The organism is Polynucleobacter sp. MG-27-Goln-C1, from assembly GCF_018881905.1.
In the GTDB taxonomy this organism is placed as follows: domain Bacteria; phylum Pseudomonadota; class Gammaproteobacteria; order Burkholderiales; family Burkholderiaceae; genus Polynucleobacter.
Map to the genome: position 1 here is coordinate 153,433 of NZ_JACVPM010000002.1, position 20,413 is coordinate 173,845.

The window sequence follows — 20,413 nt, forward strand, 5'->3', positions numbered from 1 at the left end:
TACGCAGACCAATCAAGACCTATGAACGCAAACTTATCATTTCTCCGTTATCTAGCGATTGCAATTGTTACGCTATTGCTAGACCAGTTGAGCAAATGGTCTGCCTTAAGTAATTTGCAGTTAGGTGTGCCTGAACCTGTTTTGCCATTTATGAACTGGCTCCTATTATTTAATCCAGGAGCTGCATTTTCCTTTTTAGCGCAGGGCTCTGGTTGGCAACGCTGGTTCTTTACCGGTCTTGGCTTAGCAGCCTCCGCTTATATCCTTTGGCTACTGCGCAAGAGCTTAGGCGACAAAATGCTCTGCTGGGCCCTCAGCCTCATTCTGGGTGGCGCACTAGGTAATGTCCTCGATCGCATCATGTATGGCGCTGTAGTAGACTTTATTGACCTGCATTACGCTAATTGGCATTGGCCGGCATTCAATATTGCCGATAGCGCTATATGTATCGGTGCAGCCCTCATCATTTGGGGTGAGCTACGCAAGTCATTTGGCAAAACCTCCCAATCCCTTTAAGCTGGCGCCATGCAATCACTTTTAAATAAGAAAATCGTCCTCGGCATCTCCGGTGGCATTGCAGCCTATAAGTCTGCCGAGCTAGCGCGCCAATTGATGCAAGAAGGTGCGAGCGTACAAGTGGTGATGACAGAAGCCGCTCAACAATTTGTAACGCCAGTTACCATGCAGGCGCTCACAGGTAACCCGGTATATACCAGCCAGTGGGATAGCAGTATTGCTAACAATATGGCTCATATTGAACTCTCTAGAGCGGCAGACGCGATTTTGATTGCACCGGCAAGCGCGGATCTCATGGCCAAACTCTCTCTCGGCTTGGCAGATGACTTACTCTCCACTCTTTGCCTAGCAAGAGATTGCCCCCTGTTACTAGCTCCCGCTATGAATAAGCAGATGTGGGAACACGCAGCAACACAAAGAAGCGCGGAGCGACTCGTCGCGGATAAAGTCACATTACTCGGTCCCGCAAGTGGCTTTCAGGCATGTGGCGAAGTGGGCTACGGACGCATGCTCGAGCCCGCTGAAATTACAGAACAACTCATCGCCTTCTTTCAGAAGAAACCATTAGTAGGCAAGCGCGTACTCATTACTGCCGGCCCTACCTTTGAAGCGATTGATCCCGTGCGCGGCATCACTAACCGCAGCTCAGGCAAGATGGGCTTTGCGATCGCACGTGCAGCAGTTGAAGCTGGTGCAGAAGTTCACCTTGTTGCTGGACCTTGTGATTTAGATACCCCACTAGTTGCAACCGGAAAAATTACTCGTACTAACGTAGTCAGCGCCAAAGAAATGCATGCAGCTACCATGCAATCCTCTGACTGCGATATCTTCTTTGCGGTGGCTGCAGTGGCTGACTGGGGTATTGCGAAGCCAGCGAAAGAAAAGATTAAACGCCAAGGTAAGCAAGCTCCAAGTTTAGAGTTTGTGGCCAACCCAGACATCCTTGCCGATATGGCCAAAACGGTCAAGACCAAAGGCGGTAAAGCGCATCCCTATTGCGTTGGCTTTGCAGCTGAATCCACCGACCTCCAAAAACATTCTGAAGAGAAGCGTAAGCGCAAAGGCATTCCGATGGTCGTCGGGAACATCGGCCCAGATACTTTTGGTAGCGATCTCAACCAACTCCTCATCATTGATGAGAGCGGTATCAAGAAAATTGCTAAAGCTGAAAAGCTACAACTTGCACGTCAGCTGATTCAGATAGTCGCTAAAAAAATCTAGTCTCACCCAAATCTCATTCCAATTATTTTTATCCCGCTTTAGGAAATTCTATGCAACAACTTCAAGTCAAAATTCTCGATGAGCGTATGCGCGATCAACTGCCTGCATATGGGACCCCTGGTAGCGCTGGATTAGATCTGCGCGCCTGCATTGATGAGGCTATTGAAATTGCGCCAGGACAAACAGTCCTTGTACCAACTGGATTAGCAATTTATGTTGAAGACCCACGCTATGCGGCATTCATCCTCCCACGCTCTGGCCTAGGCCATAAGCATGGCATCGTCCTCGGAAATCTAGTGGGTTTAATTGACTCTGACTACCAAGGCCAACTGATGGTGAGCACTTGGAATCGCGGATCTACCGCATTCAAACTCGAACCGATGGAGCGCCTAGCTCAGCTGGTAGTAATGCCAGTCCAACAAGTAGAACTCAAAGTCGTAGAGGAGTTCATAGAGAGTAGTCGCGGGGCTGGTGGCTTTGGTAGCACTGGCAGGGCTTAATCATCTATTAATGATGGCGCGCGGAAGCGTTCCTCGAGTATCAATGATCGTTTTATACCCGGTAACTGGATCAACAGTCTCCGTGTAGGCACCCAATCGGTTGGCTGACGCAAGCTGCTGAGGTTTTTCATATTGAGTAGATTGAGCCTTCTGTAAATCCCTCTCTTGCTGTTGGCGCAACCTAATGCAACTAGGCGCTGCCGCAGAATACTTGCTGGTACATTTAATCGCTAAAGCATCTTCATGCATACCCGCCTGATCAAATGATCTCGCCGCCTCAAAGGTCATACATTCAGTTGCCTCCCAGGATGAGCCGGCACTAAAACCAAAGAGCACTGCAGTACCTCCAATCGATGTAGATCCCATGCATGGAGCAGTGGGGTGATTGGCCGGAGAAAAGGCTGTAGCAACAGGAATCTTAGGGGCAACATAGGTTGATGTGATGGTTGTATTCCCTGACGTATTACCTTGGGAGCTTGAGGCACCGGAAGTAGTATTGCCAACCGATCCGCCAGCTGAGGTGGAGGCGCCCGTTGTTAAATTACCTACAGATCCGCCGGCACCACCAGCCGATGTTGACGCTCCTGTTGTAAGGTTACCAACCGATCCACCAGCACCGCCGGCTGAAGTGGAGGCGCCCGTAGATAGACTACCCACGCTTGAAACGGAATTACTCAGAGGGCTACTAGTAACAGCGCCACCGGTAGTGCCACCGGTAGTGTCGACTGTAATTTGCGCATAAGGCTTGCTAAACACGAGTGCGATCAAACTTGCCAGTGCAAGTTTTTTTAACATATAAGAATTTTCTGTGGGGGTGAGACCTACTCTAATTCGCTAGAGAGGACGACTGTTACGCGAGGTTGAAAAGCCCAGTGCTGTAACAGTTATCAGCCTTGGATTGCCCTCAAGATACTCTCTAAGTGCAACAATAGATACAACTCATTGATAAAGGCAATCTAGATGCCTGAATGATGGGTTAATGGGTGATTTAGAGAGTAAAAATAGTTATGTCAGATCATTATAAAAAGCAAAAACCACCCGAAGGTGGCCTTTGCTGACCAATCAATGCATCACAGGTAGAAGCGTTTAAATTTCCTCAACTGGTGCTACATCAGCTTTTGGTCTCTTACCCGGAATCACTGGGGCATCAAACTGCAACTGAACTTTGCCATCACTATCAATGTCAACGTCAACATGACCACCTTGCGCCAATTTTCCAAAAAGTAGTTCATCAGCCAAGGCTTTACGCACCGTATCTTGAATGATGCGTTGCATTGGTCTTGCACCCATGAGTGGATCAAAGCCATGTTTAGCTAAATGTGCACGTAATGCCGGGCTAAATGTGGCGTCTACCTTCTTCTCGTGGAGTTGCTCTTCTAGCTGCATTAAGAACTTATCCACCACGCGCATGATGATGGTCTCATCAAGTGCTTTGAAGGAAACAATCGCATCCAAACGGTTACGGAACTCTGGCGTAAAGAACTTCTTAATGTCCGCCATCTCATCGCCAGACTCACGCGCATTGGTGAAGCCGATTGTGGACTTCTGCATCGCTTCTGCGCCAGCATTCGTGGTCATGATGATGATCACATTACGGAAGTCAGTCTTGCGACCATTGTTATCCGTAAGAGTGCCGTGATCCATTACTTGCAAGAGAATATTGAAAATATCTGGATGAGCCTTTTCAATCTCATCGAGCAAGAGAACGCAATGTGGCTTCTTATTGACGGCCTCAGTTAGCAATCCACCTTGATCAAAGCCTACATACCCCGGAGGCGCACCGATTAAGCGGCTAACTGCATGACGCTCCATATACTCAGACATATCAAAGCGGAGAAGCTCAATACCCAAGATGTAAGCAAGCTGTTTAGCAACCTCAGTCTTACCCACACCAGTTGGGCCAGAGAATAAGAATGATCCAATTGGTCTATCAATCTTGCCAAGACCAGCACGAGTCATCTTAATAGCGCTCGCCAATGCCTCAATTGCAGGATCTTGACCGAACACCACACTCTTAATATCGCGATCTAATGTTTGCAGCTTGCTACGATCGTCCACAGTTACAGACTGTGGCGGTATGCGAGCAATCTTCGCAACGATCTCTTCAATTTCTGGGCGGCCAATGGTTTTCTTCTGCTTAGACTTCGGCAGAATGCGTTGTGCAGCGCCAGCCTCATCAATCACATCAATCGCCTTATCAGGCAGATGGCGATCATTGATGTAGCGCGAAGATAGTTCAGCCGCAGCTACCAAAGCGGCGGAAGCGTATTTAACGCCGTGATGCTCTTCGAAGCGTGACTTCAAACCACGCAAGATTTGCACTGTCTGATCGACGGTTGGCTCAACTACATCAACCTTCTGGAAGCGGCGTGAGAGCGCTGCATCTTTTTCGAAAATGCCGCGGTACTCAGTAAAGGTAGTTGCACCAATACATTTGAGCTGACCATTTGATAGTGCAGGCTTTAGCAAATTGCTCGCATCCAAGGTGCCGCCCGATGCAGCGCCTGCACCGATCAAGGTATGGATCTCATCAATAAATAAAACGCCATGTGCGCTGTCTTTTAAAGACTTAAGCACACTCTTTAAGCGTTGCTCAAAATCTCCACGATACTTAGTGCCCGCCAATAGCGCGCCCATGTCCAATGAATAGACCGTGGCATCAGCCAAGATCTCAGGGACATCGCCTTTCACAATTCTCCAGGCTAGGCCTTCAGCAATTGCAGTCTTACCCACACCAGCCTCACCTACCAATAACGGATTATTTTTACGGCGACGGCACAGCACCTGAATCACACGCTCAACCTCACTATCGCGCCCAATCAGCGGATCAATCTTGCCCTGTTTGGCCAAGACATTAAGGTTCTGGGTATATTGCTCTAAAGGACTCTCTTTGCCACCGGACGATGCATCTTCTGTTTCTTGGGCAGCCTCAGCAGGCTTCACGCTCTCGGTTTGATCTTTGCGTACACCGTGACTAATAAAGTTCACTACATCCAAACGAGTTACACCTTGCTGTTGCAAGAAGTACACCGCATGCGAATCTTTTTCACCAAAGATAGCTACGAGCACATTAGCACCGGTAACTTCTTTCTTACCATTTGAGGTGGATTGCACATGCATGATAGCGCGTTGAATCACACGCTGAAAACCTAAGGTTGGCTGCGTATCCACTTCATCATTGCCGGGGACAACGGGTGTGTTGTCATTAATAAAGTTTTTAAGTTGCGCACGCAGCTCAGCAATATTGACAGCGCAAGCTTTTAAAACCTCAACTGCGGTTGCGTTATCTAGCAATGCGGCAAGCAAATGCTCGACCGTAATAAATTCATGTCTTGATGCTCGTGCGTCAACAAACGCCATGTGCAAACTGACTTCTAGTTCCTGGGCAATCATGCTTCCTCCATAGTGCACTGTAGTGGGTGACCCGCTTCGCGGGATAGCTCGATAACTTGATGCACTTTTGTTGCTGCAACATCCCGTGTAAATACACCGCAAATGCCTTTGCCAACTAAATGAACCTGCAACATGATCCGTGTAGCTGTCTCATGATCTTTATTAAAATACTCCTGAATAACCATCACCACAAATTCCATTGGCGTGTAATCGTCATTCAATAGTAAAACTTTATACATCGAAGGCGCTTTTAGTTTCTCGGCCTGCTTTTCGAGAAGAATGGTGTCTTCGATGTGGGGGTTGTTTGGATTGCCAACCGTGGGATTTTTCGTTGTACGACTCATGAGAAACATTCTAAACACAGATATAAAAATTTGGATTTGAGGGCTTTGTTGCAAAAAACCATCAAGAAAGGGCTCTTAACCCCATATTGGGGCATTTTTCGATAAAAAAAGGGGGCTTTATAAGTAACTATCTTTGCCCTACCCCTTGACACCCCACCATAAAGGGCAAACAATCAGGGGGTAGGCTTTATTTAAGGTCCTATTTAGGCGTGTTGTAGAGCGAGACTGATTAAAAAGTATTCACCCTCATCACGGTTGTTTTAAGTTTATGTAATGGAGTTCGCATGGCGACCGGAATTGTTAAGTGGTTCAATGATGCAAAAGGTTTTGGCTTTATCAAACCTGATGATGGTGAAGAAGAGTTGTTTGCGCATTTCAGCGCAATCACAATGCCTGGGTTCAAAACCCTCAAGGAAAACCAAAAGGTAACGTTTGACATTACCCAAGGCCCTAAAGGCAAACAAGCTACTAATATCCAAGCAGCTTAATCTGCTTTAGATCATTATTAAAAACCCAGGACTTGTTCCTGGGTTTTTTTTCGCCTGTGTTTTCTGGGTTTACCAGCCCTGCCTTAGAATTAACCCCACTCACACCAATCACTTAAAACACCATGCGTTTACCTAAGATTAAGCAATTCATTTTTTCAATGGCAGCGATTGTCGGCATATTTTCAAGCGCCACCTTTGCACAGCAGAATATTGGCTTGCCTATGATTGAACTCAAGACTGGAATCTACCGCATTCAGGCAGAGCTAGCGGATACGCCCAAGGCCCGTGAAGTTGGGCTCATGAATCGCACGAGTATGCCCACTAACTCCGGCATGCTTTTTATCTTCGAGCAAAAGGCAGGGCATTGCTTTTGGATGAACAACACCAAGATTCCTTTATCGATTGCTTTCATTGCTGATGACGGCAAGATTGTGAATATCGAAGAGATGCAGGCTGAGACTACCAACAACCACTGCCCTAAGGCGGCAGTACGCTATGCACTAGAGATGAATAAACAGTGGTTCTCTGAGAGGGTCATCGTGCCTGGTACATTCATTCAAGGGCTACCCAAGAAATAAGAGACTTCTTGTAGCTATAAAACAAAAATGCAGACCGAGGTCTGCATTTTTTTTTGGATACAAGAGAAATTCTTCTCTTGCTTGCTCGCTTACTTATTCAAAGTGGCAAACATAGTGCACTGGAGACTCAGCGCGAATGATGAAATAACCACCCTTTTCCACTTCCCAGCTTTGACCAGCCGTGAACTCCACTTCTGGAGCGCCGTTGATGCTAACAAAGGCATTGCCATCAACCACTTCCATGATTTCTTTAGTGCTGAGGTCAAAACGTAAAGTGCTCGGCAATACAACGCCAACTGACTTGCGAATGCCGTTTGGCAAAGTCACGGTATGGGATACGCACTTACCATCGAAAAATACATTGGCTTTTTTGCCTACAGAAACTTGATCAAATTGCATCTTTATTCTTTCTAATCTGAATTACTGCTTAGTTATTTATCTAAATTATTTTGCACGCTTACGTCTTGCAGTTTCAGCAATTCGCATACGCAAAGCATTGAGCTTAATGAATCCACCAGCATCAGCTTGGTTATAGGCGCCACCGTCATCATCAAATGTGGCGATAGTCTGATCAAACAGCGTGTTTGCTGAATCACGTGAAATCACCGAGACAGATCCTTTGTAGAGCTTCAGGCGCACAACACCATTGACCATCTGTTGTGTGTGATCAATCAAGGTTTGTAATGCGAGGCGCTCTGGCGCCCACCATAAACCGTTGTAGATCAAGCTAGCGTAACGTGGCATCAAGTCATCCTTGAGGTGAGCTACTTCACGATCCAAGGTAATACTCTCAATACCGCGGTGTGCCTTCAATAAGATTGTGCCGCCAGGGGTTTCATAGCAGCCACGGCTCTTCATGCCTACGAAGCGGTTCTCAACTAAGTCAAGACGACCAATGCCATGCATTCCACCGATACGATTGAGCTCAGCCAACAACTCGTGCGGCTTGTAAGTCTTGCCATTGATTGCCACTGGATCACCAGCGCGGAATTCAATTTCAATAATTTCTGGGGCGTCGGGAGCTTTCTCAGGAGACACCGTCCAACGCCACATAGATTCTTCTGCTTCAGCATTTGGGTTCTCGAGATGACGACCTTCGTAACTGATATGTAACAAGTTGGCATCCATAGAATATGGTGAGCCGCCTTGCTTATGTTTCATCTCGACTGGGATGCCATGCTTTTCTGCATAGGCCATCAATTTTTCACGAGAGAGCAAATCCCATTCACGCCATGGAGCGATTACTTTGATTCCCGGCTCAAGTGCGTAGTAACCCAGCTCAAAACGCACCTGGTCATTACCTTTACCAGTGGCACCGTGAGAAACAGAGTCCGCACCAGTCTGACGAGCAATTTCAATTTGACGTTTAGCAATCAATGGACGTGCGATAGAAGTACCTAAAAGATACTCACCTTCGTAAATCGTATTAGCGCGGAACATGGGGAATACAAAGTCACGTACAAACTCTTCACGCAAGTCATCGATAAAAATATTTTCTGGCTTGATGCCAAACTGGAGTGCTTTAGCACGTGCTGGCTCAAGCTCTTCACCCTGACCTAAATCAGCAGTAAAGGTAACGATCTCACATTGATACGTATCTTGAAGCCACTTCAAGATCACGCTAGTGTCAAGACCACCGGAATACGCTAGAACTACTTTTTTAATATCAGACATGATTTCTTTTCAATTAAAAATGAACCAAAACAAATTACTTAAACAATTAATCCAGACGGCCACAGAGTAAATACTCCATCAAAGCCTTTTGAACATGCAAACGGTTTTCAGCCTCTTCCCAAACAATGCTTTGAGGGCCATCAATCACTTCTGCAGAAACCTCTTCACCTCGATGTGCTGGCAAGCAATGCATAAACAAAGCATCTGGCTTAGCCAAAGACATCAACTCTCCATCCACCATCCAGTCTTTAAAAGCAGCCATACGAGAAGTATTTTCATCCTCATAGCCCATGCTGGTCCATACATCAGTAGTCACCAAGTCAGCACCTTTGCAGGCGTCTTTTGGATCAGCGCAAATTGTCAGATGCTTTAACGCTTTCTCAGTCAATCTAGAGTCATCTAGCTGATAACCGCCGGGAGCAGAGAAACGTATTTGAAAGTCCAAGCACTCCGCCGCCTGAATCCAGGTGTAAGCCATATTGTTGGCATCACCCACCCAAGCAACTGTTTTACCTTGGATCGGACCGCGTGCCTCTACAAAGGTAAAGATATCGGCCAATACTTGGCAAGGATGGTATTCATTAGTTAGGCCATTGATCACAGGCACGCGAGAATTGGCAGCAAAGCGCTCAATAATCTCTTGGCCAAAAGTGCGGATCATGATGATGTCAGTCATCCTGGAAATCACCTGCGCAGCGTCCTCTACAGGCTCGCCACGACCCAACTGGGTGTCACGGGTGTTCAGGTATACGGCATGCCCGCCAAGCTGGTGTATGCCCGCTTCAAACGAAAGGCGAGTTCGAGTCGAATGCTTCTCAAAGATCATCGCCAGAGTGCGGTCGTGCAAAGGATGCCAAGTCTCATAACTTTTGAACTTGGTCTTAAGCCAAGCAGAGCGCTTCAGGAGATAGTCGTACTCTTCGCGCGTCAGGTCAGCAAACTGCAAGTAATGCTTAACCTGGCCAGGCACTTGAGGCTTTGCCAAAGATGTCATTGTTGAGCTTTCTACTAGAGTTTTAGCTTGCATTTTTTGTTTGGAGCATCGAACTGCACGAAAATAGTTCCTAAACTCATCTTAAGGCCTTCGCAGACTGTTAAGCTTGAGGGCTGAGCAATACTGATTCCTTACAACGATTTCTACGCCAACTTGAACCACAAAAAGCTTTTTATTCAAGGCATTACAACTTCTGGCAAACCTTTTCGCCCCAGCGACTGGGCCGAACGTCTTTGCGGAGTGATGGCTACTTTTCGCCCGCCAGGCGATGCTGGCGACCCCCGCTTCACTTACTCGCCTTATGTCAGGCCAGTGGTTATTGCACAAGTGAAATGCGTTGTTATTGATACCAGACTAAGAGACCTTGATCCGAGAGCACTCGACTTTGTCATGAACTTTGCCAAAGACAACAGCCTACCAATCGAAGAAGCCTGTGAATTCGAACCGAATTCACGATCCCAGTCCTAAAAACAAAAACCCGCTCTGATAAGGAGCGGGCTTAGACTCTGATTTCTCTAGAGTCTGCCTAAAACTATAAAAGTCTTACGCTGCCATTGCCTTGATAGCTGCAGACAAACGTGACTTCTGACGTGATGCAGTATTTTTGTGAGCAATCTTTTTATCAGCAATCTTGTCGATTGTTGACTGAGTTGCTGCGAACACTTTAGCTGCAGCAGCCTTGTCGCCAGTTTCAATTGCTTTGCGAACTGCCTTAATGGAAGTGCGAAGCTTTGAACGCAAACTGGAGTTGTGTTCATTCTGTTTTACTGCCTGCCGTGCGCGTTTACGCGCTTGTGCGGTATTGGCCATCTTTAAACCTTGCTATATAAAAATTACAAAATACGATTAACTGAAAATCTGCGTGGGTTCGCCAAATTTGTAAGCTGACTCACCAAAACCCAAGATTTTACATTAAAGGACTAAAAAAGCCCAGTCGCTTGATAAATAGGGGAAAATTAGCCCATGAATCTGCTTTCTGCTGCCGCCAAGGTCAGTTCCCTCACAATGCTCTCCAGGATCACCGGACTTCTCCGGGAGACCCTGATTGCCCGTAGTTTTGGGGCTTCAGAGTGGACGGATGCCTTTAATGTGGCCTTCAGACTGCCTAATTTGCTTCGTCGACTCTTTGCCGAGGGGGCCTTTTCTCAGGCATTTGTCCCTATTTTGGGGGAAATCTCGAGCCAAGGGGACGTAAAACAGTCCCAAATCCTCGTAAATGCGGTTGCCACGCTCTTATTTTGGGCTTTACTACTCACGGTACTCCTGGGGGTTATTGGCGCCCCTCTGCTGATTCTGGCGATTGCTACAGGCTTTGAGGGCGGTCCAGCCTACGAGGCAAGCGTAGTCATGACCCGGATCATGTTTCCCTATATCGGCCTCATTTCCATGGTTTCCCTGTCAGCTGGGATCCTCAATACTTTTGGCCGCTTTGCCATTCCAGCCTTTACTCCGGTTTTACTAAATTTAGCCCTCATCGGGAGCGCCATCTTTTTGGCACCCCATCTGGAGCAACCAATTTACGCTCTGAGCATCGGCGTACTCTTGGGCGGCTTCTTGCAGCTCGCCATTCAGGTTCCAGCGCTATCCCGTCTCGGCTTATTACCTAAAGTAGGTCTCTTGCCTGGCGCCATCAAAGCAGCCATTAAAAATCCAGATGCAAGACGCGTCATGAAATTAATGGTCCCTGCGGTGTTTGCAGTTTCTGTTGCCCAGATCTCTCTCATCATCAATACCAATATTGCCTCTCGCTTACAAGCCGGTAGTGTGTCCTGGTTGTCTTATGCAGATCGCCTGATGGAATTTCCGACAGCCCTTTTAGGTGTGGCTCTAGGAACAGTTTTGCTGCCAAGCCTGAGTAAGGCAAATGCAAAAAATGATTTAGTACATGCTGGTGAACTTCTCATTTGGGGATTGCAACTCACCTTTTTGCTAGCCGCTCCTTGCGCAATTGCTCTCTTTATTTTTGGTGAGCCACTGGCAGCAGTGCTGTATCACTACGGCAAGTTCAATGCCTTGGACGTCTTAATGACGCAGCGAGCATTGGCGGCCTATGGTGTTGGACTCATTGGCCTTATCTTGGTGAAGATCTTGGCTCCCGGCTTTTACTCACGGCAAGATATCCGCACGCCCGTAAAGATTGGCTTACTGGTCTTGGTAGCAACCCAATTAGCCAATTTAGTTTTTGTTCCTTGGTTGGGGCATGCCGGTCTAGCACTCTCCGTTGGAACTGGCGCCTGCCTGAACGCGATGCTGCTGTGGGTAGGCCTGCATCGACGCGGCGCCCTTCCTAGTGCTGCGTGGCTTAAATATCTAGGGCAGTTATTGCTAGCCTTAATTCCTTTTGCATTCCTGCTGTATTACGCAGCCTCCGCGCATGATTGGATAGCGCTTCAATCTACCCCCTGGACTCGTGTGGGGTTAGTGGCTGCCTGGCTAGCTGCTGCTGCAGTGGTTTATTTTGCCGCTTTAGGTCTTGTCGGCATTCGCTGGCAAAAATTCCTGCGTCATGCAAAATAGCTTTTATGCCAACACAACAACTCGACTATTTCACATCCCTCGTTGCTGAAGACGAGCACTTCCCCCTAACCGAGGCGACGGTAGCAGTTGCACAGCATGCCTACCCTGACCTCGATGTTCAAGGAGTGCTAGATCAGATCGATCAGTGGGGCAACAAACTGAAGCAACGCATTACTCCAGATACGCCACCCATTCAGCGCCTGCAATTACTCAAACATTTCTTTTATAACGAATTGGGATTTGGCCCCAACCCGAATGACTTCTACGCACCTGAGAATTCTTATCTGCATCAGATCATTGAGAATCGCCGTGGTATTCCGATTTCGCTAGCCATCCTGATGATGGAATTGGGTCAACAAATTGGTTTGAATATTCGTGGAGTGTCTTTCCCGAATCACTTCATGATGCGCATCTCCTTGCAGCAAGGTGAAATCATCATGGATCCCTTGAATGGTGAATCCCTTTCAAAAAATCAATTGCAAGAGATGCTCGACCCCTACCTTGATGCCAAAGGCTATCGCGGTGAGCTCAGTCTGCCACTTAATATCTTCTTGAGAGCCTCCAGCCCTCGAGAAATCCTCTCGCGCTTTATGAGAAATCTCAAAATGATTTACTCGGAAGATGAGCGCTGGGAGCGGCTACTGGGCATTCAAGAGCGCCTAGTCATTTTGTTGCCAGATTCAGCTGAGGAGGTTCGTGATCGCGGCTTGATCTTTGCGCAACTAGAGTACGTTCGTCCTGCGATAGCGGATCTGCATCACTACTTAAGCGAAATGCCTGGCGCAGAAGACGTGGCGGATATTCGTGAGCATATCGCTACGCTAGAGAGTCAAACCAAGCTGCATTAAGCAGCCGTATTGAGCGATCCTATTTCTGTTTACGTTGAAATATTTTGTATAGTGCGGCCAGCACGATTGGAATAGCTGCCGCACCAATACCAATCAATACGATCACATTCAGATTTTGACGAATGATGGGGATATTGCCAAAGAAGTAACCGGCAACGACCAAACCAAAAACCCACAAGAGTGCGCCAGTCACATTGAATAACTGGAAGCGAGAAAAATTCATTGCTGAAACACCAGCAACAAAAGGTGCAAAGGTACGAATGATCGGTAGAAAGCGGGCCACGATAATCGTCTTACCGCCATGCTTCTCATAAAAAGAATGTGTCTTACGCAAAGCCGCCTGATCAATCCAGCGAGACTGACTACTAAAAATTCTTTCGCCAATCCAGCGGCCAATAAAGTAGTTCACAGTATTGCCAGCAATCGCCGCGATTAACAATCCAATGCAAAGAGTCCAGAGATTGAAATGCTCAGTAGCGCAATAAGCTCCGGCAATAAACAATAATGAATCGCCAGGCAAGAATGGGGCAACTACTAAACCAGTCTCAGCAAAGACAATGGCAAAGAGCAGGCCATAAGCCCAATAACCGTATTGCTGAATCACCACGTCTAAATGACGATCAATGTGCAAAAGCAAATCACCTAACTGCAATAAGGTATCGATCAAATCGTGCTCCAAGTATTAGTTGCAAGGATATTAACAGGCTAGCAATACCGATTGCGGCATTTCATTCCTATAATGCAGTATGCAAACTGAACTTCACATTCAGCCTACGCATCCATCTGTTCAGCCACCCATACTGTGTATTGTTGGCCCCACAGGCGCAGGCAAAACCTATCTCGCAATGGCATTGGCAGAGCATGCTAAATCTATTGGTCAGACCGTAGAATTAATCAGTATGGACTCCGCCTTGGTATATCGCGGATTAGACATTGGTAGCGCCAAACCAACAAAAACAGAACAAGCATCAGTTCAACACCACTTAATTGATATTTTGGATCCCACTGAATCCTACTCAGCAGCGCGCTTCGCAAACGATGCCAAGCGTCTGTGTGAGGAAATTCGAGGGCGCGGAAATATTCCTGTAGTAGTAGGCGGCACGATGCTGTATTGGCGCGCATGGGCCTATGGCCTATCCTCTCTCCCACCAGCAGATCCAGAGATCCGCGCCCGCCTCGATGAGCAAGGCAAAGCGATTGGCTGGCCTGCGATGCATTCTGAACTAACGAAGGTAGACCCAGTTACCGCCGCACGCTTACAACCCAATGACTCTCAACGCGTGCAACGTGCTTTAGAGGTTTATGAAATTACCGGCAGACCTATGTCAGAGCTGTTGGCAGATTCGCCAAGCGAAGATGGCCGAGAAGGTTCATCCATTCCGGAGTGGATTGACCTGATCTCACTAGAGCCAAGTGATCGCTCTCGCCTACATCAGAACTTAGAAAAAAGATTTGATGAAATGCTCACCGGGGGATTATTAGAGGAAGTTGAATTACTCAGAAAGAATCCAGATCTGCATGGCGATCTGCCTGCTATTCGTTCTGTTGGGTATAGACAGGTCTGGGAATATTTATCTGGTGAAGTAGATCAAGCTGAAATGCGCTACAAAGCACTGGCCGCGACTAGGCAGCTTGGTAAACGACAGTTAACTTGGTTGCGCGCAATTGCCGGAAGAAAAACATTTGACCCCTTCAACCCAGAAGAGTTGAATGCGGCCCTGGAGTACTGCAAGCAAAGCCTAAATCAATAGGCTTTTACCGAGTATTAAATAACGATTGTTTGTGGTGCACCAGTAGGACGCTCTACAACCTCGCCTACTGTCCAAGCATGTAAACCTTCTGCCTTGAGTGATTGGATTGCAAGATCCGCTTGATCAGCAGACACAATCACCACCATGCCAATACCGCAGTTAAATACGCGCACCATTTCTGCATCTGCTACGCCACCCTTCATTTGCAACCAACGGAAGAGCTCTGGCATTTGCCAGCTATCGCGATGCAATACAGCTTGCGTATTTTCTGGGAGTACGCGTGGCACGTTGTCCACTAAGCCGCCACCAGTAATATGCGCCATGCCCTTCACATTGATCTCTCCGATCAACTTGAGCAACTGCTTCACATAAATTTGCGTAGGAGCCATCACTACATCACCCAAAGAGCGGCCACCCAAATCATCGCTTGGCTTAGCGCCTGCACGCTCAATAATTTTACGAACCAATGAATAGCCATTGGAATGTGCGCCGCTCGAAGCAATTGCCAAAACGATATCGCCAGGAGCAATCGTTGCGCCAGTAATAATTTTGGATTTTTCAACTGCGCCAACAGCAAAGCCAGCTAAGTCATATTCACCTGGAGGGTACATGCCAGGCATCTCGGCTGTTTCGCCACCAATCAATGCGCAACCAGACAACTCACAACCCTTAGCAATTCCGCCAACTACAGTAGCGGCAGTATCTACAGTGAGCTTGCCGCAGGCAAAGTAATCCAAGAAAAAGAGGGGTTCAGCACCCTGAACCAAAATATCGTTCACACTCATCGCCACCAAATCCTGGCCGATCGTATCGTGACGATTCCATTCAAAGGCTAATCTGAGTTTTGTACCAACGCCGTCAGTCCCAGATACCAGTACTGGCTCTTTATAGCTTTTTGGTACCTCAAACAGGGCGCCAAAGCCACCAATCCCAGCCAACACGCCCTCACGCATGGTTTTCTTGGCCAAAGGCTTGATGCGATCCACCAAATCATCCCCAGCGTCGATATCGACACCAGCGTCACGGTAGGAAAGGCCTTTTGAGGAAGAATTGGTAGATGAGTTCATGGCAGAGATAGAAGATTAGTAAAAAACACTACTTGGTCGGTAGAATCACTGAATTCTAGAGGATTCGAGCGCGATGGCTGAAATTTTTATCCCTTTTCTGACTGCATTTATTCTGGCTTACGCCCTACGCCCAGTTTGCCTATGGCTTGAGAGGCATCGCCTACCCCGCGCAGCCGCCGCTGGGATTGCCATGGTTATTGGCCTAGGGGTGTGTTTTTTGATCTTGAGCCTGTTTATTAACCTCCTCAAAACTGAAATTCCCCTCATAAAGGCTCAGTTTCCAATTTGGATTCAAAACACCCAAGCCTGGCTTGAGCCCAAATTGAATGATTTTCATATTAATGTGGATTGGGGCACCCTCAAGTCGACCGCTACCCAAAAAATTACTACACACCTCAATGACAACTCCGACGCGCTGATGACTTCCACGCTGGAAACAGTATTCATGTCAGGCAGCTCAGTTGTTACAGGATTCGTTAATGCAGTGCTGACGCTATTTGTCATGTTTTATCTATTAATCGACTGGGACCATTTTTTCAAACTAGTCAAATCGATCGTTCCAGCTCGTGCGCAAGAAACTGTTCATCACCTCGCAATGCATGCTGATGGTTTGCTCTCCCAATACCTCAGGGGCATGCTCATCGTCATATCGATCATGTCCGTTTTCTACAGTGTTGGATTGAGCATCATTGGAGTTAAAGGAGCTGTAGCCTTAGGAGTCTTTACTGCCATCATGATTGTGATTCCTTATATCGGCATCACCATAGGCTTCACACTAGCAGTTCTGGCAGCCCTTTTGCAGTTTGGTCCTGGCGGTGCAATTATTGGTGTCTTGGTGCTATATGGACTAGGTCAATTCATTGAAGGCTTCTTCCTCACGCCACGCCTTGTCGGCGAGAGGATTGGCTTACATCCCGTCGCCGTTCTCTTTGCCTTGTTGTTTTTTGGAAAATTATTTGGCTTCTTTGGCGTACTACTGGCATTGCCAATCAGCGCAGTGAGCTTAGTGCTTCTGCAATATGGCTGGTCGCGATATACCCAAAGCCCCTGGTATCAAAAGTAAATTTTTGTAGCAATGCATAGTTCCTCACTACCAAAACAGTTTGCGCTCGATATTGGCCATACCCCCAAACCTAGCTTAAGTAATTTTTTAGCCGGCGAGAATATGGCGCTGCACTCCACCTTGCTGGCTTTAACTAAGTCTTGGGAAATGAATGTCCCAAGAGATGCTAGCGAGAATCCTCTAAATCAACGCTGGATCTATTGGTGGGGGCCAGAAGGCTCTGGTCGCACCCACTTGCTTAGCGCTATTGGTGACGCCGCCCAGCAATTGGGCTTGGAATATTTCCCACTCACCCCCAGTGAGCCAGTTTCCTGGGTGCGCTTGGAAGACAAGCTCCCCACTCTCTGTGCAAGCGATAAACCCTCTGTAATCACTGTGGATGACGTAGATCGACTGGATGAGCGCTTGGTGGCGTCCTTATTTCGCATTCTGAACGCGATTCAGGGCAGCAAAGCTGTGCATATTTTTATATCAGGCAACGCAGCCCCAGGCGCTTTAAGGCTCAGAGAGGACCTTCGTACCCGTTTGGGGTGGGGTTTGATCTTTCAAACTCACCTTTTGGGCGATGATGAGAAAATAGAAGCCTTACAACAAGCAGCGCAAGCGCGCGGCTTGGTTTTATCGCCAGATGTATTGCCTTGGCTGTTAAATCGCTTTTACCGCGATATGCCCAATCTCATGGCCTTGATTGATGCTTTGGATGCTTATTCACTGGAAACAAAACGTGCTGTTACCTTGCCTCTGGTTAGAGAGCTCCTACAGCCCAAATAATATTAATGACTCAATTAGCACTGTTCGACTTAGATCACACATTACTCCCCTGCGATAGCGATTACGAATGGGGTCAGTTCTTAGCACGCATTGGCGTAGTGGATAGCAAATACTATGCACAGCAAAATGAACGCTTCTATCAAGATTACAAAGATGGCAAGCTCAATATTCAGGAGTTCTTGCGTTTTGCTTTGAAACCACTCTCGGAACATTCTCGCGCACAGCTCAAAGAATGGCATGACGCCTTTATGCAAGAAGTAATCACTGGTCAGCTACGTCAACAAGCGTTTGATTTAGTAAAACGCCACCAAGATGCTGGCGATCTTTGCTGTGTAGTGACTGCAACCAACAGCTTTGTTACTCGCCCAATCGTAGAAAGTTTTGGCATCAAACATCTCGTAGCGACTGAACCCGCCACCGCGGGAGACAACCCGCTCGCCGATTTCACTGGCGAAGTTAAAGGCATCCCGAGTTTTCGGGAAGGCAAGATTCAACGGGTGCATGATTGGCTTGCTACACAAAATCTCGCATTAGACCAATTGCCACAAAGTTATTTTTATTCAGACTCTATGAATGATTTACCTCTCCTGGAAAAAGTCAGCAACCCGGTTGCTACTAATCCAGATGTTCGCCTACGTGATGAAGCCTTAAAACGTCACTGGCCCATACTTGAACTGTTTGCATGATTACCAAATTTATTAAACGTATTTTGCGTCGCGACCCAATGGTCCGACATACTGCAGCCCATACCTCAGGCGCACCGAAACGAATCCCCAAAAAATCTCACCGCATTGACCCACATTTGCTATCCAAAAATGCGGTGAAGGTGACCCAAACATTGCAGCAAGCTGGCTATGATGCTTTTATTGTCGGCGGCGCAGTACGAGATTTAGCTTTAGGTATTGGCCCCAAGGATTTCGATGTGGCAACCAATGCCACGCCCGAGCAAGTACAAAGGTTGTTCCGTAAAGCACGCCTGATTGGTCGTCGCTTTCAGATTGTGCACGTGACTTTCTTTGGCAAAGGACAACCTGAAATCATTGAGGTCTCGACCTTCAGAGCCTTACTGGAAAACGCTGGCGAACACGTAGCCGAAAATGGCCGCATCCTGCGCGATAACGTCTGGGGCAGCCAACATGAAGACGCTGCCCGCAGGGATTTCAGCATTAATGCGATGTACTACGATCCAGCTACAGAGACCGTGCTTGACTATCACGGCGGCATGGCCGACATGCAGAAGAAGACCCTGCGCATGATTGGTGATCCAGCTAAGCGCTATCGTGAAGATCCAATTCGTATGTTGCGAGCTGTTCGTTTTGCCGCAAAGACCGGCTTTACTTTAGATGCAGCAACGCGCGCACCCATCGCTAAATTAGGTAAGTTGATTCATGATGTGCCATCCGCTCGCCTCTTTGATGAAATCCTCAAGCTACTCATGTCGGGTTACTCATGGGCTGCGATTCAAGGCTTGAAGGATGCAGGACTGCATCACGGTCTACTGCCCTTGCTTGATCACATCTTAGATAAAAGCGCAGATTCAAAAGAAGCAAATGATTTTGTTCGTATTGCTCTCGCGAATACCGACCAACGTATTCAATCTGGCAAAAGTGTTTCTGCAGGATTTTTGTTTGCCACTTTACTGTGGCCAGACCTGCTGAGTAACTGGAAAAAGAATATTGCCAAAGGGGTTTCCAATATTCCCGCGCTGCATGATGCGATGGATGAAACCATTGCAAGCCAAAGTAGTGGCATGGTGATTCAACGTCGTTTCGAAAGCGACATGCGAGAAATCTGGTCTATGCAGCCCCGCTTTGAAAAGCGTGTTGGACGCTACCCTTATCGCCTGATTGAATCCCCGCGCTTTAGAGCAGGCTACGACTTTATGTTGTTGCGCTGCGCCACCGGCGAGAAAAGCCCATCCCTAGGTCAATGGTGGACTGACTTCATCGCTACTGATCCAGCAGGCCAGGAAGCCTTGATGGCTAGCGTCAAAAATGAGGCCGGCAATACTGCCTCACCCACAAAACGACGTCGTCGTAGAAAAGCCAAAGTAGCCACGCCCACTGAAGGTGCAGCAGACTAAGCAGACTTGAGAAAAATTCAGTAAAGTAGATTCGGTAGTTTCGTGTGGTTTTCTCTCGTTTGGAATGAGTATGGCTCGAGCTTTTATTGGATTTGGTGGAAATATCGGTGACACGCGTCAGCTCATTACTGACGCGATTGTGTGCCTTGCGCAGCGCTGTGAACTCCAAATCCTGGCCAAAAGCTGTTTCTATCAAAGTGCGCCTTTCCAAGCTACTGGTGGCGACTACATCAATGCAGTCATTGAAATTGAAACGCAATTAAGCCCTTATGGCTTATTACACGTTTGCCAAGCAGTTGAACAAGAATTTGGTCGTGAGCGCCCTTACGCCAATGCACCCCGCACGATTGATCTGGATATTCTGGCATTTGAGGGTGTATCGCAAACAGATACCGAACTCACCATTCCTCACCCCAGAATCATTGAGCGCTCTTTTGTCCTCCTACCCTTACTGGAAATTGCCCCGGATTTCTTTTTACCCAACTGGGGCGAACTTAAGACTTATTTACCCAATGTAGCGGATCAGCGCATAGAAAAACTGCCTTGCCGCAACTGTAATTGCGGTGAAAAAGACGTTTATAGCCAATCAGCACATTAATTCATTA

Annotated in this window: 23 protein-coding genes; 14 read left to right on the top strand and 9 right to left on the bottom strand. The window is 47.5% G+C overall.

Going from position 1 to position 20,413, the window contains the following annotated elements:
* The first annotated feature begins 21 nt into the window (after positions 1-21).
* From lspA to dut, 3 genes are read left to right on the top strand one after another with little or no spacing between them, the layout of a single operon-like run.
* The gene (lspA, locus tag ICN14_RS04825) at positions 22-516 is read left to right on the top strand and encodes a signal peptidase II (protein ID WP_216225318.1); all 495 of its coding nucleotides are present in this window, start codon (positions 22-24) and stop codon (positions 514-516) included.
* A 9-nt stretch (positions 517-525) separates the two neighbouring features.
* Positions 526-1,737, top strand: coding sequence for a bifunctional phosphopantothenoylcysteine decarboxylase/phosphopantothenate--cysteine ligase CoaBC (gene coaBC, locus ICN14_RS04830; RefSeq protein WP_216225319.1), 1,212 nt, complete (start codon positions 526-528; stop codon positions 1,735-1,737).
* Between the two features lie 50 nt (positions 1,738-1,787).
* Positions 1,788-2,237, top strand: a complete 450-nt coding sequence (gene dut / locus ICN14_RS04835) for a dUTP diphosphatase (RefSeq protein WP_216225320.1) — start codon at positions 1,788-1,790, stop codon at positions 2,235-2,237.
* Here dut and ICN14_RS04840 read toward each other — a convergent pair whose 3' ends face one another.
* The 3 genes from ICN14_RS04840 to clpS all read right to left on the bottom strand — a co-directional run bounded on the left by ICN14_RS04840 (position 2,238) and on the right by clpS (position 5,983).
* A complete protein-coding gene (locus ICN14_RS04840) occupies positions 2,238-3,032 on the bottom strand; it encodes a hypothetical protein (protein ID WP_216225321.1) in 795 nt (264 codons plus the stop codon).
* Positions 3,033-3,323: 291 nt separating this feature from the next.
* A complete protein-coding gene (clpA, locus tag ICN14_RS04845) occupies positions 3,324-5,630 on the bottom strand; it encodes an ATP-dependent Clp protease ATP-binding subunit ClpA (RefSeq protein WP_216225322.1) in 2,307 nt (768 codons plus the stop codon).
* Positions 5,627-5,983 (bottom strand): ATP-dependent Clp protease adapter ClpS, encoded by a 357-nt coding sequence (gene clpS, locus ICN14_RS04850; protein ID WP_062310600.1) that lies wholly within the window; start codon positions 5,981-5,983, stop codon positions 5,627-5,629. Before clpS ends, clpA begins: the two co-directional genes overlap by 4 nt.
* 275 nt (positions 5,984-6,258) lie before the next feature.
* Between clpS and ICN14_RS04855 the strand changes: the two genes are divergently transcribed.
* On the top strand, positions 6,259-6,462 hold the full coding sequence (locus ICN14_RS04855; protein WP_011903586.1) for a cold-shock protein: 204 nt from the start codon (positions 6,259-6,261) through the stop codon (positions 6,460-6,462).
* 158 nt (positions 6,463-6,620) lie between these two features.
* Positions 6,621-7,040: a DUF192 domain-containing protein gene (locus tag ICN14_RS04860; protein WP_216225927.1), complete on the top strand. Its 420-nt coding sequence runs from the start codon at positions 6,621-6,623 to the stop codon at positions 7,038-7,040.
* 93 nt (positions 7,041-7,133) lie between these two features.
* Here the strand turns inward: ICN14_RS04860 and ICN14_RS04865 are convergent, their stop codons facing one another.
* Genes ICN14_RS04865 through argF form a run of 3 tightly spaced genes read right to left on the bottom strand, consistent with a single transcriptional unit; the run spans position 7,134 to position 9,708 of the window.
* Positions 7,134-7,439, bottom strand: a complete 306-nt coding sequence (locus ICN14_RS04865) for a pyrimidine/purine nucleoside phosphorylase (RefSeq protein ID WP_216225323.1) — start codon at positions 7,437-7,439, stop codon at positions 7,134-7,136.
* Between the two features lie 45 nt (positions 7,440-7,484).
* Positions 7,485-8,714 (bottom strand): argininosuccinate synthase, encoded by a 1,230-nt coding sequence (locus ICN14_RS04870; RefSeq protein ID WP_015421890.1) that lies wholly within the window; start codon positions 8,712-8,714, stop codon positions 7,485-7,487.
* A 46-nt stretch (positions 8,715-8,760) separates the two neighbouring features.
* Positions 8,761-9,708, bottom strand: coding sequence for an ornithine carbamoyltransferase (gene argF / locus ICN14_RS04875; protein WP_216225324.1), 948 nt, complete (start codon positions 9,706-9,708; stop codon positions 8,761-8,763).
* Positions 9,709-9,861: 153 nt separating this feature from the next.
* Between argF and ICN14_RS04880 the strand changes: the two genes are divergently transcribed.
* Positions 9,862-10,176, top strand: coding sequence for a DUF3579 domain-containing protein (locus tag ICN14_RS04880; protein ID WP_216225326.1), 315 nt, complete (start codon positions 9,862-9,864; stop codon positions 10,174-10,176).
* A gap of 75 nt (positions 10,177-10,251) precedes the next feature.
* On the opposite strand, the gene rpsT is transcribed toward ICN14_RS04880, so the two are convergent.
* Entirely contained in the window at positions 10,252-10,518 is a 267-nt protein-coding gene (rpsT, locus tag ICN14_RS04885; RefSeq protein ID WP_015421893.1) for a 30S ribosomal protein S20, read from the bottom strand.
* Positions 10,519-10,671: 153 nt separating this feature from the next.
* Between rpsT and murJ the strand changes: the two genes are divergently transcribed.
* Positions 10,672-12,225, top strand: a complete 1,554-nt coding sequence (murJ, locus tag ICN14_RS04890; protein ID WP_216225329.1) for a murein biosynthesis integral membrane protein MurJ — start codon at positions 10,672-10,674, stop codon at positions 12,223-12,225.
* A gap of 5 nt (positions 12,226-12,230) precedes the next feature.
* Positions 12,231-13,073, top strand: coding sequence for a SirB1 family protein (locus ICN14_RS04895; protein WP_216225331.1), 843 nt, complete (start codon positions 12,231-12,233; stop codon positions 13,071-13,073).
* A gap of 19 nt (positions 13,074-13,092) precedes the next feature.
* Here ICN14_RS04895 and ICN14_RS04900 read toward each other — a convergent pair whose 3' ends face one another.
* The gene (locus ICN14_RS04900) at positions 13,093-13,737 is read right to left on the bottom strand and encodes a DedA family protein (protein ID WP_216225928.1); all 645 of its coding nucleotides are present in this window, start codon (positions 13,735-13,737) and stop codon (positions 13,093-13,095) included.
* Positions 13,738-13,819: 82 nt separating this feature from the next.
* On the opposite strand from ICN14_RS04900, the gene miaA reads away from it, so the two are divergent.
* Entirely contained in the window at positions 13,820-14,824 is a 1,005-nt protein-coding gene (miaA, locus tag ICN14_RS04905; protein WP_216225332.1) for a tRNA (adenosine(37)-N6)-dimethylallyltransferase MiaA, read from the top strand.
* A gap of 14 nt (positions 14,825-14,838) precedes the next feature.
* On the opposite strand, the gene purM is transcribed toward miaA, so the two are convergent.
* Positions 14,839-15,891, bottom strand: a complete 1,053-nt coding sequence (purM, locus tag ICN14_RS04910) for a phosphoribosylformylglycinamidine cyclo-ligase (protein WP_216225334.1) — start codon at positions 15,889-15,891, stop codon at positions 14,839-14,841.
* Positions 15,892-15,964: 73 nt separating this feature from the next.
* Between purM and ICN14_RS04915 the strand changes: the two genes are divergently transcribed.
* The 5 genes from ICN14_RS04915 to folK all read left to right on the top strand — a co-directional run bounded on the left by ICN14_RS04915 (position 15,965) and on the right by folK (position 20,406).
* The gene (locus tag ICN14_RS04915) at positions 15,965-16,954 is read left to right on the top strand and encodes an AI-2E family transporter (RefSeq protein ID WP_216225336.1); all 990 of its coding nucleotides are present in this window, start codon (positions 15,965-15,967) and stop codon (positions 16,952-16,954) included.
* Positions 16,955-16,966: 12 nt separating this feature from the next.
* Entirely contained in the window at positions 16,967-17,725 is a 759-nt protein-coding gene (hda, locus tag ICN14_RS04920; RefSeq protein WP_216225338.1) for a DnaA regulatory inactivator Hda, read from the top strand.
* Between the two features lie 5 nt (positions 17,726-17,730).
* Positions 17,731-18,411, top strand: coding sequence for an HAD family phosphatase (locus ICN14_RS04925; RefSeq protein WP_216225341.1), 681 nt, complete (start codon positions 17,731-17,733; stop codon positions 18,409-18,411).
* Positions 18,408-19,808 (top strand): polynucleotide adenylyltransferase PcnB, encoded by a 1,401-nt coding sequence (pcnB, locus tag ICN14_RS04930; RefSeq protein ID WP_216225346.1) that lies wholly within the window; start codon positions 18,408-18,410, stop codon positions 19,806-19,808. The genes ICN14_RS04925 and pcnB overlap by 4 nt, the downstream gene beginning before the upstream one ends.
* 70 nt (positions 19,809-19,878) lie before the next feature.
* Positions 19,879-20,406 carry a 2-amino-4-hydroxy-6-hydroxymethyldihydropteridine diphosphokinase gene (gene folK / locus ICN14_RS04935; protein WP_216225348.1) on the top strand — a complete coding sequence of 176 codons (528 nt, stop codon included), beginning with the start codon at positions 19,879-19,881 and terminating at the stop codon, positions 20,404-20,406.
* The last annotated feature ends 7 nt before the right edge of the window (positions 20,407-20,413 follow it).

Bases quoted from the DNA above. Each gene is read 5' to 3' on its own strand.
- lspA (WP_216225318.1), top strand. From the start codon at position 22: ATGAACGCAAACTTATCATTTCTCCGTTATCTAGCGATTGCAATTGTT.
- coaBC (WP_216225319.1), top strand. From the start codon at position 526: ATGCAATCACTTTTAAATAAGAAAATCGTCCTCGGCATCTCCGGTGGC.
- dut (WP_216225320.1), top strand. From the start codon at position 1,788: ATGCAACAACTTCAAGTCAAAATTCTCGATGAGCGTATGCGCGATCAA.
- ICN14_RS04840 (WP_216225321.1), bottom strand. From the start codon at position 3,032: ATGTTAAAAAAACTTGCACTGGCAAGTTTGATCGCACTCGTGTTTAGC.
- clpA (WP_216225322.1), bottom strand. From the start codon at position 5,630: ATGATTGCCCAGGAACTAGAAGTCAGTTTGCACATGGCGTTTGTTGAC.
- clpS (WP_062310600.1), bottom strand. From the start codon at position 5,983: ATGTTTCTCATGAGTCGTACAACGAAAAATCCCACGGTTGGCAATCCA.
- ICN14_RS04855 (WP_011903586.1), top strand. From the start codon at position 6,259: ATGGCGACCGGAATTGTTAAGTGGTTCAATGATGCAAAAGGTTTTGGC.
- ICN14_RS04860 (WP_216225927.1), top strand. From the start codon at position 6,621: ATGGCAGCGATTGTCGGCATATTTTCAAGCGCCACCTTTGCACAGCAG.
- ICN14_RS04865 (WP_216225323.1), bottom strand. From the start codon at position 7,439: ATGCAATTTGATCAAGTTTCTGTAGGCAAAAAAGCCAATGTATTTTTC.
- ICN14_RS04870 (WP_015421890.1), bottom strand. From the start codon at position 8,714: ATGTCTGATATTAAAAAAGTAGTTCTAGCGTATTCCGGTGGTCTTGAC.
- argF (WP_216225324.1), bottom strand. From the start codon at position 9,708: ATGACATCTTTGGCAAAGCCTCAAGTGCCTGGCCAGGTTAAGCATTAC.
- rpsT (WP_015421893.1), bottom strand. From the start codon at position 10,518: ATGGCCAATACCGCACAAGCGCGTAAACGCGCACGGCAGGCAGTAAAA.
- murJ (WP_216225329.1), top strand. From the start codon at position 10,672: ATGAATCTGCTTTCTGCTGCCGCCAAGGTCAGTTCCCTCACAATGCTC.
- ICN14_RS04895 (WP_216225331.1), top strand. From the start codon at position 12,231: ATGCCAACACAACAACTCGACTATTTCACATCCCTCGTTGCTGAAGAC.
- miaA (WP_216225332.1), top strand. From the start codon at position 13,820: ATGCAAACTGAACTTCACATTCAGCCTACGCATCCATCTGTTCAGCCA.
- purM (WP_216225334.1), bottom strand. From the start codon at position 15,891: ATGAACTCATCTACCAATTCTTCCTCAAAAGGCCTTTCCTACCGTGAC.
- ICN14_RS04915 (WP_216225336.1), top strand. From the start codon at position 15,965: ATGGCTGAAATTTTTATCCCTTTTCTGACTGCATTTATTCTGGCTTAC.
- hda (WP_216225338.1), top strand. From the start codon at position 16,967: ATGCATAGTTCCTCACTACCAAAACAGTTTGCGCTCGATATTGGCCAT.
- ICN14_RS04925 (WP_216225341.1), top strand. From the start codon at position 17,731: ATGACTCAATTAGCACTGTTCGACTTAGATCACACATTACTCCCCTGC.
- pcnB (WP_216225346.1), top strand. From the start codon at position 18,408: ATGATTACCAAATTTATTAAACGTATTTTGCGTCGCGACCCAATGGTC.
- folK (WP_216225348.1), top strand. From the start codon at position 19,879: ATGGCTCGAGCTTTTATTGGATTTGGTGGAAATATCGGTGACACGCGT.